The sequence below is a fragment of the Thermocrispum agreste DSM 44070 genome (assembly GCF_000427905.1).
Classification (GTDB): domain Bacteria; phylum Actinomycetota; class Actinomycetes; order Mycobacteriales; family Pseudonocardiaceae; genus Thermocrispum; species Thermocrispum agreste.
The window spans coordinates 98,829-113,165 of record NZ_ATYX01000010.1; the positions used below are offsets into that span (position 1 = coordinate 98,829).

General features: G+C 68.5%; 7 protein-coding genes. All 7 read right to left on the reverse strand.

All coding sequences use genetic code 11. The features are described from left to right. Positions 1–75: 75 nt before the first annotated feature. A complete protein-coding gene (locus tag YWY_RS0109055) occupies positions 76–1,437 on the reverse strand; it encodes an MFS transporter (RefSeq protein ID WP_028847360.1) in 1,362 nt (453 codons plus the stop codon). 28 nt (positions 1,438–1,465) lie between these two features. Further along, entirely contained in the window at positions 1,466–2,254 is a 789-nt protein-coding gene (locus YWY_RS0109060; RefSeq protein ID WP_028847361.1) for a 3-hydroxybutyrate dehydrogenase, read from the reverse strand. A 65-nt stretch (positions 2,255–2,319) separates the two neighbouring features. Beyond that, positions 2,320–4,143 (reverse strand): helix-turn-helix domain-containing protein, encoded by a 1,824-nt coding sequence (locus YWY_RS0109065; protein WP_028847362.1) that lies wholly within the window; start codon positions 4,141–4,143, stop codon positions 2,320–2,322. A gap of 294 nt (positions 4,144–4,437) precedes the next feature. Next, positions 4,438–8,352 (reverse strand): DNA-directed RNA polymerase subunit beta', encoded by a 3,915-nt coding sequence (locus tag YWY_RS0109070; protein ID WP_028847363.1) that lies wholly within the window; start codon positions 8,350–8,352, stop codon positions 4,438–4,440. 45 nt (positions 8,353–8,397) lie between these two features. Further along, on the reverse strand, positions 8,398–11,877 hold the full coding sequence (gene rpoB / locus YWY_RS0109075) for a DNA-directed RNA polymerase subunit beta (protein WP_028847364.1): 3,480 nt from the start codon (positions 11,875–11,877) through the stop codon (positions 8,398–8,400). A gap of 698 nt (positions 11,878–12,575) precedes the next feature. Next, complete coding sequence (locus YWY_RS0109080) at positions 12,576–13,583, reverse strand: hypothetical protein (RefSeq protein WP_028847365.1); 1,008 nt, start codon at positions 13,581–13,583, stop codon at positions 12,576–12,578. A gap of 6 nt (positions 13,584–13,589) precedes the next feature. Next, positions 13,590–14,246, reverse strand: coding sequence for a hypothetical protein (locus tag YWY_RS23210; RefSeq protein WP_028847366.1), 657 nt, complete (start codon positions 14,244–14,246; stop codon positions 13,590–13,592). Positions 14,247–14,337: the final 91 nt, after the last annotated feature.

Consider the following 14,337-nt stretch of genomic DNA (forward strand, 5'->3'; position numbering starts at 1 on the left):
CGGTGACGACCACCCGGCACACCACGACCCCGGGACACCTCCCGACTCCCGGGGTCCGGTGACAGGACACTGCGCTCAGCTCGACACAGTGGCGGCCTGCAGGGCACGCTCGTGCTCCAGCGACTGGCCGCGGGTCTCCCGGGACAGCAGCACCGCGATGATCGTCAGCGCCGAAGCGATCGCCACGTAGATGCCCACCGCGGCCTGGTTCGGGTCGTTCACGTCACCCAGCAGCGCAATGGCGATGATCGGGGCGAGCGCGCCCGCGAGCACCGAAGCCAGCTGGTAGCCGATGGAGGCGCCGGAGTAGCGCACACTGGTGCCGAACAGCTCGGAGAAGAACGCCGCCTGCGGCGAGTACATCAGCCCGTGGAACAGCAGGCCGATGGTCACCGCCAGCGCCACCGTGCCCCCGGACAGCGTGTCCAACATGCCGAAGAACACGAACGTCCACACGCCCACACCTGCCGCCCCGGCCAGGTAGAACGGCTTGCGGCCGAACCGGTCGGAGGCCAGCCCGATGAGCGGGATCAGCACCACCTGCACCGCGGACCCGATCAGCACCGCCTGGGTGCCGATGCTGCCGTCGGTGTCCAGGTAGTCCTTCAGGTAGCTGATCGAGATGACGGTGAAGATGTAGTACGAGATGTTCTCCGCCAGCCGCATGCCCATGGCCAGCAGGATCTCCTTCGGGTAGTGCTTGACGACCTCCAGCAGCGGCTGGTGGCTGCGCTCGGCGCCTTCGGCCAGCTTGGCCTGGGTGGCGGCGAAGACCGGCGACTCCTCGATGGTCAGCCGCACCCACAGGCCGACGACCACCAGCACGGCGCTGAGCAGGAACGACACCCGCCATCCCCATGACTGGAACTGGTCTTCGCTGAGCGTGCCCTGCAGAATCCACAGCACGCCCGCGGCGAGCAGGTTGCCCGCGGGCACCCCGCCTTGCACGAACGAGGTCCAGAAACCCCGGCGCTGGTTGTGCCCGTGCTCGGCGGCCATCAGCACCGCGCCGCCCCACTCGCCACCGACCGCGAAGCCCTGGATCAGCCGGCAGGCCACCAGCAGCACCGGCGCGAGGACACCGACCTGGGCGTAGGTGGGCAGCACGCCGATGGCGAACGTCGCGCCGCCCATCAGCAGCAGGCTGAGCACCAGCATCTTCTTGCGGCCGAGGCGGTCGCCGAAGTGCCCGAACACGATGCCGCCCAGCGGCCGGGCGATGAAGCCGAGGGCGTAGACCATGAACGCGTACAGCGTGCCCTGGGTACCGCCGATCTCCTCGGCGAAGAACACGTCACCGAAGACCAGCGCGGCCGCCGACCCGAACAGGAAGAAGTCGTACCACTCGATGGTGGTGCCGATCATGCTGGCGCCGACGACTTTGCCGATTCCGGTGCGGTCGGGCTGGCCGGGCCTGGACGTACTCGCCGTACTCATAGCCGATCCCTTCTCGTCTGCCGTGGTGTCAGGTGGCGGTCCAGCCGCCGGAAATCTCGTAGGAGGAACCGCTCATCGACGCGCTGCCGGGCCCGCACAGGAACACCGCCAGCCTGGCCACCTCGGCGGGTTCGACCAGCCGCTTCACCGGCGTGCGGGCCAGCAGCACGTCGTCCAGCACCTGTTCTTCCGGGATCCCGTGGGTGCGGGCCTGGTCCGCCAGCTGCCGCTGCACCAGCGGGGTCCGCACATACCCGGGGCAGATCGTGTTGGAGGTGATGCCGCGCGGGGCACCCTCCACGGCCAGCACCTTGGACAGCCCTTCCAGCGCGTGCTTGGCGGTGACGTAGCCGGCCTTGAAGGCGGAGGCCCGCAGCCCGTGCACGCTGGAGATGTGCACGAACCTGCCCCAGCGGCGCCGTTGCATGACCGGCAGCACCGCCCGGGCCAGCGCGAACGGGGTCTCCACCATCACCCGCAACATCGAGCCGAACACCGCGGGCTCGAACTCCGGCACCGGGGCGACGTGCTGGAATCCGGCGTTGTTGATCACCACGTCGACACCGTCCAGCGGGAGCTCCGCCACCACGTCCCTCTCGGCCAGGTCGGCCACGACCGGTTCGCCGCCGACGGCGTCGGCGACCGCGCGGGCACCGTCCGCGTCGCGATCGACCACGACCACCTCGGCACCGGCTGCGGCGAAGGCTTCCGCGCACGCGCGGCCGATACCGCTGGCGGCGCCGGTCACCAGGGCACGGTGACCGGACAGGTCGGCTACGGGGGCTTCGACATCGTTGGCGGGTACCTCGGCCGTCATGGCTGGGAAGGCTACGGAGATCACCCAACGGCGGCCATGTGCCGCCGACACACAGAATTCGCTGATCAGTGGGGTCCGACCCCATCGTCGAACGATTCCCGCAGCCGCCACAGCCGTAGCGCCAGCCGAAGATCCAGCACGCGCGCCGGTTCCCGCCACCCGTGGCCGAGCAACGTGGTGATCCGGTCCAGGCGTTGCGCCACCGTGTTCGGGTGGATGTGCAGCCTCCTGCTCACCGCGGTCGCGCTGCCGGACTCCTCGAACCAGCAGTCCAGGGTGGCGGCCAGCTCGGTGCCGCGCGCCTGGTCGTAGTCCAGCAGCGGACCGATCGTCTGGCGCATGAAGTCGTCCAGCTCCGCGGGGCCGGAATGGCCGAGCAGCAGCCTGGCGAACCCCAGATGCGCCTGGTCGGCGACCTGCCCCGCGCGGCCGAGGGCGAGCAGGGCACGCTCGCACTGCCGGGCTTCGCGATAGGCACCTGTCCACGCCGTCACCGTGGTGACCGGACCTGCCACCCCCACCGTGACCGGACCCAGCCGCTGCTGAATCGTGCCGCCCACGCGCAAGGCGTCGTCACCGGGCAGGGCAAGGACCATGCTTCCCTGACGGGTGCCGGACAAACCGCCGGACTGGGCGGCGAGCCGGGCGGCCTCCCGCTGCGCGCGGGTACGGTCGGCGTCGCCGACGTCCACCACCGCCAGCACCATCGGCTCGTCGACCCGGACACCGTGCCTGCGCGCCCGGACGCGGAGCAGCGCCGGATCGGCGGGAGGCTCGGCCAGAAGGTCGTCGAGCAGGTCGGCGCGCACTCGGTCCTCGGCCTCGGCCACCGCCCGCAACACCATGCGCAGCAGCGCGGTCACCATGGCACCGCGCTCGAGCGTTCGCTGTTCGGCCAGATCGAGGCCGGGCCGGCCGTTGACCAGCAAGGTGGCGAGGTGGTCACCGCCCGCGGTGGCCGCGGCGATCCACTGCCCGCCGGTCAGCTGCACCGCATGACCGGTGGCCTGTGCCTCGTGCACCGACTCGGCAGGAATCTGCGGGTCGTCGGGCTCGCACACCTCGACCTTCGCGTCCAGCGCTTCGCTCAGCACGCCTGCCACGTCGTTGGAGTCGCCGCCGCGCAGCAGCACCCCGGTGAGCTTGTCGTGCACATCGGCGGCCATCTCCACTGCCGCCGAATGCTCGCGAAGCCGCTTGTTGGTCTGCATGACCTGCTCGAACAGCCGGGCGTTCTCCAGCGCGATCGCGGCATGCGCGGCGAACGACGACAGCAGCTGCACCTCCTCCGCCGGAAACGGCCGAGGGGTGCGGTTCGCCGCCAGCAGGGCGCCGATGACGCGCCCGCTGACCGTCATGGGCACGCCGAGGATCGCGCGGATGCTCTCGTCAGCGACGGCTTCGTCGATGTACGGGCGGTGCTCGAAGCGATCGTCGGCGTGGTAGTCCGGTGTGGCGTACGGCTGGCCGGTCTGGGCGACAAGGCCGAGCAGCCCGGTGCCCAGCGGCAGCCGCAGGTTGGCGAACGCGTCGGAGACCGACCCCTCGGTGACGCGGATGTAGGCCGCACCCTCCGACTCCACGTTGAGGCCCAGGTAGGCGATGTCGGTACCGAGCAGCTGCCGTGCCCGGCGCACGATTGCCCGCAGGATCTGGTTCAGGTCGCGGATGGCCGTGAGGTCGTTGGCCGTCTCGTACAACGCGGACAGCTGGGCCTCCCGTTTGCGCTGCCGCTCCAGGGTGTCGCGGACGTGCAGGGCACGCGGCAGCATTTCCCGCAGCCGCGCCGCCGCCGGGTCACCACGCTGCTCGGCGTCGACGACCAGCCGCTCGAACTCCTCCCGGGGAGCCTGCTCGTACAGCAAGTCGAGAAACGTCCGTGCGGTCATCCGAGCAGGCTAGGGCGAGATCCCCCGATCGAGCGAGGGTTCGGAAAAAAGGCCACCGCTCCGGCCTAGCGCGGGCGTCTGCCGCAACGCGCGTGCTCACCCCCAGCCATCCGTTCCCGGATCGGACGGGTCTGGGCCGGCCGCACGGAAACAGGCGGCGAAAGCGGCCCGAACACAACGCAGGGCCCGAGACGACAACGGCCCCCAACACGACACAGAACCCGAGACGACAACGGCCCCCAACACGACGAAGGGCCCGGGTTCGCCCCGGGCCCTTCGTGACGTGACGCTCGGTCAGCGGAAGTCGCGACCGAAGTCGTAGTCGTCCAGCGGCACCGCGACACCACTGCCGGTGGAACCGAACATGTCGGTGCCGTAGTAGCCGTCGTCGTAGGACGGGATCGAGTACGCCGCGACCCGCGCCTCCTCCGTCGGCTGCACCTCGATGTTGCGGTACCGGTTGATGCCCGTACCGGCCGGGATCAGCTTGCCGATGATCACGTTCTCCTTCAGACCGACCAGCTTGTCCGACTTGCCGTTGATCGCGGCGTCGGTCAGCACCCTGGTGGTCTCCTGGAACGAGGCGGCCGACAGCCACGAGTCCGTGGTCAGCGACGCCTTCGTGATACCCATCAGCACCGGACGACCCGAGGCCGGCTGGCCGCCCTCGGCCACCGTCTGCCGGTTGACCGCCTCGAACTTCGTCCGCTCCGGCAGCTCGCCGGGCAGGAAGTCGGTGTCGCCGGAGTCGATGACCGTCACGCGGCGCAGCATCTGCCGCACGATGATCTCGATGTGCTTGTCGTGGATGGACACACCCTGCGCCCGGTACACCTTCTGCACCTCTTCCACCAGGTGCATCTGGGCCTGGCGCGGGCCCATCACGCGCAGCACCTCGTGCGGGTCCGGCGTGCCCTCGAGCAGCAGCTGACCCACCGTGACGTGGTCGCCGTCCTGCAGCGGACCGTTCGGGCCCATGGCCAGGCGCTGCCGCTTGGACAGCTTGTCCAGCACCACTTCCTCGGAGCCGTCGTCCGGAATGATGGTGATCTTCCAGTACCGGTCGGACTCCTCGATGCGGATCCGGCCGTCGCACTCGGCGATCGGCGCCTTGCCCTTCGGGGTCCGCGCCTCGAACAGCTCCTGGACACGCGGCAGACCGGTGGTGATGTCGTCACCGGCGATGCCACCCTGGTGGAACGTACGCATGGTCAGCTGCGTACCCGGCTCACCGATCGACTGGGCGGCGACGATACCGACGGCCTCGCCGACGTCCACCAGCTTGCCGGTGGCCATCGAGCGGCCGTAGCACATCGCGCACACGCCCATGGCCGACTCGCAGGTCAGCACGCTGCGCACCTTGACCTTGGTGATGCCCAGGCTGAGCAGCTTCTCGATCTCCGGGTCACCCAGGTCGTCACCGCGGTTGACCACCACGTTGCCGTCCGCGTCCGTGGCGTCCTCGGCCAGGTTGCGGGCGTACACCGACGTGGCCACGTGCTCGGCCGGGACGATCTGGCCGTCGGGGGTCTTGTGCCCGATGGCCATCTCGATGCCGCGGTTGGTGCCACAGTCCGCCTCGCGCACGATGACGTCCTGCGAGACGTCCACCAGACGCCTGGTCAGGTAACCCGAGTCGGCGGTACGCAGCGCCGTGTCGGCCAGACCCTTCCGAGCACCGTGGGTGGCGATGAAGTACTCCGCCACCGACAAGCCCTCACGGAAGTTCGACTTGATCGGGCGCGGGATGTACTCACCCTTCGGGTTGGACACCAGACCACGCATACCGGCCAGCGACCGCACCTGGGTCATGTTGCCCGCCGCACCCGACTTCACGATCACCGCGATCGGGTTGTCCTCCGGCAGGTTGTCCTCCATGACCTGGGCGACCTCGTCGGTGGCCTGGGTCCACACCTTGACCAGCTCGTTGTTCCGCTCCGCGTGGGACAGCTGACCGCGCTGGTACCGCCGCTCCACCTGGGCGGCCTTGGCCTCGTAGGTCTCCAGGATCTGCTGCTTCTCGTCCGGCACCGGCACGTCCGAGATGGACAGCGTGACCCCGGAGCGGGTGGCCCAGTAGAAGCCGGCGTCCTTGATCTTGTCCAGCGTCTGCGCCACCTGCGTCATCGAGTACCGCTCGGCCAGGTCGTTGACGATCTTGGCCTGGGCCTTCTTCGGCAGCACCTCGTTGACGAACGGGTAGTCCGGCGGCAGCAGGTCGTTGAACAGCACCCGGCCCAGCGTGGTCTCGGCCAGCCACGGCTTGCCCGGCTCCCAGCCCTCCTCGGCCAGCTTGGCCTCCAGCTCCTTCGGCGGCTGCCGGTCGGAGATGCGGATCTTCACCGGGGCGTGCAGGCCGATCTCCTTCAGGTCGTAGGCCATGATGGCCTCGGCAGGAGAGGAGAACGCCTTGCCCGCGCCCGGCTCGTCCTCGACCATCTTGGTCAGGAAGAACAGGCCGGTCACCATGTCCAGCCGCGGCATGGCCAGCGGGCGACCCGACGCCGGCGACAGGATGTTGTTCGCCGACAGCATCAGGATGCGCGCCTCGGCCTGCGCCTCGGCGGACAGCGGCAGGTGCACCGCCATCTGGTCACCGTCGAAGTCGGCGTTGAACGCCTCGCACACCAGCGGGTGCAGCTGGATGGCCTTGCCCTCCACCAGCTGCGGCTCGAACGCCTGAATACCCAGCCGGTGCAGCGTCGGCGCACGGTTCAGCAGCACCGGATGCTCGGCGATGACCTCTTCCAGCACGTCCCACACCTGCGGACGCTGCCGCTCCACCATCCGCTTGGCGGACTTGATGTTCTGCGCGTGGTTGAGGTCCACCAGCCGCTTCATCACGAATGGCTTGAACAGCTCCAGCGCCATCCCCTTCGGGATACCGCACTGGTGCAGCTTTAGCTGCGGACCGACGATGATGACCGAACGGCCGGAGTAGTCGACCCGCTTGCCGAGCAGGTTCTGACGGAACCGGCCCTGCTTGCCCTTGAGCAGGTCGGACAGCGACTTCAGCGGACGGTTGCCCGGCCCGGTGACCGGACGGCCGCGGCGGCCGTTGTCGAACAACGCGTCGACCGCCTCCTGCAGCATCCGCTTCTCGTTGTTCACGATGATCTCGGGCGCGCCGAGATCGATCAGCCGCTTGAGCCGGTTGTTCCGGTTGATCACCCGGCGGTACAGGTCGTTCAGGTCGCTGGTGGCGAACCGGCCACCGTCCAGCTGCACCATCGGGCGCAGGTCCGGCGGGATGACCGGGATGGCGTCCAGCACCATGCCGCGCGGGTCGTTGCCGGTCTGCTGGAAGGCGTTGACCACCTTCAGCCGCTTGAGCGCGCGCAGCTTCTTCTGTCCCTTGCCGGTGCGGATGATCTCCCGCAGCTTCTCCGCCTCGGCGTCGACGTCGAAGTCCTCGCACAGCTTCTGGATCGCCTCGGCGCCCATGCCGCCGGTGAAGTACTCGCCGTACCGCTCGTGCAGCTCACGGTAGAGGTTCTCGTCCACGATGAGCTGCCGGACCTCCAGCTTGGTGAAGGTGTTCCAGACCTCCTCGAGGCGGTCCAGCTCCCGGTTGGCGCGGTCGCGGATCTGCCGCATCTCGCGCTCGCCGGCCTCCTTCACCTTGCGCCGGACGTCGGCCTTGGCGCCCTCTTCCTCCAGCTGCTTGAGGTCGGCCTCCAGCTTCTGCGCCCGCTCCTCGATCTCCGCGTCGCGCTTCTGCTCGATCGCCTTGCGCTCGGCGTTGATCTCGTTCTCCAGCGTGGGCAGGTCGTTGTGCCGCAGCTCGGTGTTCACGCTGGTGATCACGTAGGCGGCGAAGTAGATGATCTTCTCCAGATCCTTCGGCGCCAGATCCAGCAGGTAGCCGAGGCGGCTCGGCACACCCTTGAAGTACCAGATGTGCGTGACCGGTGCGGCCAGCTCGATGTGGCCCATCCGCTCGCGGCGCACCTTGGCGCGAGTCACCTCGACGCCGCACCGCTCGCAGATGATGCCCTTGAACCGGACCCGCTTGTACTTACCGCAGTAGCACTCCCAGTCCCGGGTCGGGCCGAAGATCTTCTCGCAGAACAGCCCGTCCTTCTCCGGCTTGAGGGTGCGGTAGTTGATCGTCTCCGGCTTCTTCACCTCGCCGTAGGACCACTGGCGGATGTCGTCGGCGGTGGCCAGGCGGATGCGGAGCTCATCGAAGTAGTTGACGTCCAGCACGCGTCGTTCCTTCTTCCCTGGTGGGTTGTAGCGGCTAGGGGCTTGTCAGTGCATGACGTCGTCGACCGACGGCGATTCCGGGCGGTTGAGGTTGATGCCCAGGTTCGCCGCGGCCCGCTCCAGGTCCTCGTCCTCGGAGTCGCGCATCTCGATGGCGGCCCCGTCCGAAGACAGCACCTCGACGTTGAGGCACAGCGATTGCAGCTCCTTGAGCAGCACCTTGAACGACTCCGGGATGCCTGGCTCGGGGATGTTCTCCCCCTTGACGATCGCCTCGTACACCTTGACGCGGCCTACCACGTCGTCCGACTTGATCGTCAGCAGTTCCTGCAGCGAGTAGGCGGCGCCGTAGGCCTGCATGGCCCAGCACTCCATCTCGCCGAACCGCTGACCGCCGAACTGGGCCTTACCACCCAGCGGCTGCTGGGTGATCATCGAGTACGGCCCGGTCGACCGAGCGTGGATCTTGTCGTCGATCATGTGGTGCAGCTTCAGGATGTACATGTAGCCGACCGCGACCGGCTCCGGGAACGGCTCGCCGGAGCGCCCGTCGAACAGCCGCGCCTTGCCGTCGGTGCCGACCAGGCGCTCGCCGTCGCGGTTGGGCTTGGTGCATCCCAGCAGCCCGGTGATGACTTCCTCGCTGGCACCGTCGAACACCGGGGTCGCGGTGTTGGTGCCCGGCTCGACCTCGCGCAGCTCGGGCTTGAGGTCCTTGGCCCACTCCGGGTTGCCCTCGACCTTCCAGCCCTGCGAAGCCAGCCACCCGAGGTGCAGCTCCATGATCTGGCCGATGTTCATCCGGCGCGGCACACCGTGGGTGTTCAGCACCACGTCGACCGGGGTGCCGTCCTCCATGAACGGCATGTCCTCGACCGGCAGGATCTTGCCGATGACGCCCTTGTTGCCGTGCCGGCCCGCCAGCTTGTCACCCGGCTGAATCTTCGACTTCTTCGCCACGTAGACGCGGACCAGCTGGTTGACGCCCGGCGGCAGCTCGTCGTCCTCCTCGCGGGAGAACACCCGGACGCCGATCACCTTGCCGGTCTCGCCGTGCGGCACCTTCAGCGAGGTGTCCCGAACCTCGCGGGCCTTCTCGCCGAAGATCGCGCGCAGCAGGCGCTCCTCCGGGGTCAGCTCGGTCTCACCCTTCGGCGTGACCTTACCGACCAGGATGTCGCCCGCCGTGACCTCCGCACCGATGCGCACGATGCCGCGCTCGTCCAGGTCGGCGAGAACGTCCTCGGAGACGTTCGGGATGTCCCTGGTGATCTCCTCGGCGCCCAGCTTGGTGTCGCGCGCGTCGATCTCGTGCTCCTCGATGTGGATCGAGGTCAGGATGTCGTCGCGCACCAGCCGCTCGGAGATGACGATGGCGTCCTCGTAGTTGTGGCCCTCCCACGGCATGATCGCCACGAGCAGGTTCTTGCCGAGCGCCATCTCGCCGTTCTGCGTCGACGGCCCGTCCGCGATGACCTGGCCCTTCTCCACCCGCTGGCCTTCGCTGACGATCGGCTTGTGGTTGATGCAGGTGCCCTGGTTGGAGCGCCGGAACTTGTACAGTCCGTAGCTCTTCCGCGAGCCGTCGTCGTGCATGATCGTGATCAGGTCCGCGGAGACCTCCTCGACCACACCCGCCTGCTCGGCCTGGATGACGTCACCGGCGTCCACCGCGGCACGCAGCTCCATGCCGGTGCCGACCAGCGGCGCCTCGCTGCGCAGCAGCGGCACGGCCTGCCGCTGCATGTTGGCGCCCATCAGCGCGCGGTTGGCGTCGTCGTGCTCCAGGAACGGGATCATGGCCGTCGCCACCGACACCATCTGGCGCGGCGAGACGTCTATGTAGTCGATCTCCATCGGGTCGATCAGCTCGACCTCACCGCCCTTGCGGCGGCCCAGCACCTTCTCCTCGACGAAGTAGCCGTTCTCGTCGACCTTGGCGTTCGCCTGGGCCTTGACGTAACGGTCCTCCTCGTCCGCGGTCAGGTAGTCGACCTGGTCGGTGACCCGGCCGTTGACCACCTTGCGGTACGGGGTCTCGATGAAGCCGAACGGGTTGACCCGCGCGTACGAGCACAGCGAGCCGATCAGGCCGATGTTCGGGCCTTCCGGGGTCTCGATCGGGCACATCCGGCCGTAGTGGCTCGGGTGCACGTCGCGGACCTCCATGCCCGCCCGCTCACGGGACAGACCACCCGGGCCGAGCGAGTTCAGCCTGCGCTTGTGGGTCAGGCCGGCCAGCGGGTTGTTCTGGTCCATGAACTGGGACAGCTGCGAGGTGCCGAAGAACTCGCGGATCGCCGCCACCACCGGGCGGATGTTGATCAGCGTCTGCGGCGTGATGGCCTCGACGTCCTGCGTGGTCATCCGCTCGCGCACGACCCGCTCCATGCGGGACAGGCCGACCCGGACCTGGTTCTGGATCAGCTCGCCGACCGTGCGCACCCGGCGGTTGCCGAAGTGGTCGATGTCGTCGGTCTCGACCGGCAGCTCCTGCCCGTTGGGCGCGGTGAACTTCTGCTCGCCGGCGTGCAGCCGCACCAGGTACTCGATCGTGGTGACGATGTCGTCCTCGGTCAGCGTGCCGTCGCCGTACGGCAGCTCGAGGCCGAGCTTCTTGTTGATCTTGTACCGGCCCACCCGGGCGAGGTCGTACCGCTTGGTCTTGAAGAACAGGTTCTCCAGCAGCGTCTGCGCCGACTCCTTGGTGGGCGGCTCACCCGGACGCAGCTTGCGGTAGATGTCCAGCAGCGCCTCGTCCTGCGTGGTGGTGTGGTCCTTCTCCAGGGTCGCCATGAGCGTCTCGGAGAAGCCGAAGCGCTCCCGGATCTGCTCGTTGGTCCAGCCGAGCGCCTTCAGCAGCACGGTCACCGGCTGGCGGCGCTTGCGGTCGATGCGGACGCCGACGGTGTCGCGCTTGTCGACGTCGAACTCCAGCCACGCGCCGCGGCTCGGGATGATCTTGACGCTGAAGACATCCTTGTCCGTCGTCTTGTCGATCGCCTGATCGAAGTAGACGCCGGGGGACCGGACCAGCTGCGACACCACGACACGCTCGGTGCCGTTGATGATGAAGGTGCCGCGCTCGGTCATCACCGGGAAGTCGCCCATGAAGACCGTCTGCGACTTGATCTCACCGGTGTTGTTGTTGACGAACTCCGCGGTGACGAACAGCGGAGCCGCGTACGTCATGTCCTTGTCCTTGCACTCCTCGACGGAGGCCTTCACCTCGTCGAAGCGCGGGTCGGAAAAGGACAGCGACATCGAGCCGGAGAAGTCCTCGATCGGCGAGATCTCGTTGAGGACCTCCTCGAGGCCGCCGACGGGGTTCTCCTCGCCTTCCTCGACGCGACGCTGGTACCACTCGTCGCTGCCGACGAACCACTCGAACGACCGCTTTTGGACGTCAAGCAGGTCGGGCAGGGTGAGTGGCTCGTGGATTTTGGCGAACGAAACTCGTCGCGGGGCTCCAGGAATCTCCGATGTGGTCGCAGCAGTGGCCTGATTCGCGGGAGAGACTGCCAAGATGCGTCCTTCCGGGGACAGAAAGCGGTTGAGCAGCAGCGTTGACCTCTACAGGAGCAAGCCGAAGAGGAACGCAACTGGTCACGGTGCGGGTGTACCAACTATCTTAACGCCCTGCTTGAGGCAGCATGACAGCGGGCAGCGCAACAACTCAGTCTAGCTGGTCACAGCGGCTCTGTCGAGGAAGCTCCACACCCGCGTGGCTTCGAAACTCGACGGCCCGTCCGCACGGCCTGCCGTAACCGCTTCCGTGCCCAAAGCGTAGCACGTCAGGCCGGGGACGCCGTACGTCTCATCAGTCGAGCTCGGTTTGGTGTTGATCACACACAGTGACGACACGCGTCCCCACCGGCCACCCGTCCGGCCGCCTGCGATTGTCGCAACGTGTGGCCGCCTCAGCCGGCCTGGGGCGGCCGCCTGGTGCGGCTCCCGGCAGCCGCGACGGACTCCACCGACCGCGTGGCCGGGGCTTCTGCCAGCCGCCCTGCGCGGGCCGCCTCTCCCCGCACCAATTCCCTGCGGATGTCAGTAGCTGCCAGCCGCCCTGCGCGGGCCGCCTCCGGCCTGCCCGCCGGAGCAAACGCCACGGGCCGCCACCCCACAAGCAGCCACCGACCCACTCGCGGCACCCCTACAGAACCTCCGGACCCCCGCCAGGGCAACCACCACCGGCCGCCACCCCACAAGCAGCCACCGACCTACTCGCGGCACCCCTGCGGAACTTCCGGATCCTCGCCGGTGTCACCGCCGTGGATCTCCAGGTCGGCGATCTTCCACTGGTCGTCCACCAGCCGGGCCGTCACGGCGAGCGAGCCGGAGCTCTTCTCGGTCTGCCCCGCGGACTTGCGCTCCCACATGTTCTCCACGAACACGATGGCGCGCGCGGTGTCGTCGGTCAGCGCGGTGACCGCGCTGTAGGACACCTTGGTCGCCGACACCGTCTTCTGCTTCGGCGCCTGCTTCTGGATCGCGCAGTTGAGCGTGGCGAACTGCTTGCGCAGCTTGTCCGACGCCAGCAGCTCGTTCACCTCGTCGTCGCGGCCGTCCAGGTCGCGGTAGTCGTAGGTGAACAGCGTCTCGACCGCCGCGTCGATCTCCTTCTTGGCCTGGCTGGTGGTGATCGGATCGATCTGCGCTTTGTTCCCGATCAGGTCCGCCGCGGAGTAGTACTGCCACGCCGCGATGCCGGCGAACGCGGCGAACACCACCGCGGCCACCACGGCCGTCCAGAACGGCACGCGCCGCGAGCTGCCGGACTCCCGCTGTTTGCGGGCAGTGACCCGCCGCACGCTCGCAGGCTCAGCGGTGGTGTCGACGTCCTCTTCCTTGGTGGGCCGCAACCTCCCGGTGTCCCTGGACTTGGACCGGGGCACCCGGCGTGGCTCCGGTTCCGCCAGCTCGGCGGCTCGGTCGTCCACCTCGGCGGCTCGGGCTTCCGGTTCGGCTCCCTCGGCTGCCGCCTGCTCCTCGACGGGCTCCGCGCTCGCCCCGGCGGCCTTGGCGTCAGCGGTGGGCGTTTCCTCCGCGCCCACCGCCTCGGTGGTGCGCGCAGCGGTCTCCTCGGTGCCGGTGAGGTCCTCCAGCTGCGCCGAGTACGGCGCGGGCCGCGGCCGCGGGCTCGGCTTGCCCCCGCCGGGCTTGCGGCGCCCGGCGACGTGCGGGCGACGCGTCGGGTAAGGGCTGGGACGGCGACGTGGTGTGGGCACGAGTCGTCACTCCGATCCGCTGCTGGCGATGCTGGGGGCGGGGGCGAAGTTGTCCACCTTCCACTCGTCACCGACCAGCCGAAGCTGGGTGACCAGTCGAAGCGGGATCGTCCCCAGCGTCTTGCCGTCCTTGATCTTGCTGGCGTGCACGGCGGCGACGACCTCGGCCGTGGACGGCTCGAGCCGGGCGATGCCGATGTCGAGAATCTGGACGCTGGTGTCGAGCTTCTCCTTGACGATCAGTTTGCGCGCGTTCGGCCACCCCGCCTCGGTCGCCGCGTTGAACTCGTCGGTCGACATCGCCCGCTGCGCTTGGCGGGCCTTGTCCGGGTTGGCGTGGTCGAACGCGGAATAGGCCACGACCGCCCGGCGTGCGGTGTCCAGCACCGCCTGCCTGGTCTGCGCCGCCTCGTACTCGGTCGACGACATCGTGGTCCACCACAGGATTCCGAAGACCACGGCGGCGATCAGCGCGACCACCGCCACCCCGCCCGCAACGAACACCGCGGTCCTGGACGGCTCCGGCCGCCGCTCGGCCTTGTCCACCAGGATCCGCCGGCCGGCTTTCCGGTCGGTCCGCTCGCCGTCCGCAGCGACCGGGTCGACGGGCTCGCCGGCGGGCTCGTGCCGCCCGCCGTCGGCGTCGGTCCTGTCGTGTGTCATTCCTCAATCCCTGCTCCGGCTGCCGCATCAGGGTACGGCCGTGCCTGTTTTCTCGACGTCAATGGCGGTCACCGTGCGCCTGCCCGGCCGA

Bases quoted from the DNA above. Each gene is read 5' to 3' on its own strand.
- YWY_RS23210 (WP_028847366.1), bottom strand. From the start codon at position 14,246: ATGACACACGACAGGACCGACGCCGACGGCGGGCGGCACGAGCCCGCC.
- YWY_RS0109055 (WP_028847360.1), bottom strand. From the start codon at position 1,437: ATGAGTACGGCGAGTACGTCCAGGCCCGGCCAGCCCGACCGCACCGGA.
- YWY_RS0109060 (WP_028847361.1), bottom strand. From the start codon at position 2,254: ATGACGGCCGAGGTACCCGCCAACGATGTCGAAGCCCCCGTAGCCGAC.
- YWY_RS0109065 (WP_028847362.1), bottom strand. From the start codon at position 4,143: ATGACCGCACGGACGTTTCTCGACTTGCTGTACGAGCAGGCTCCCCGG.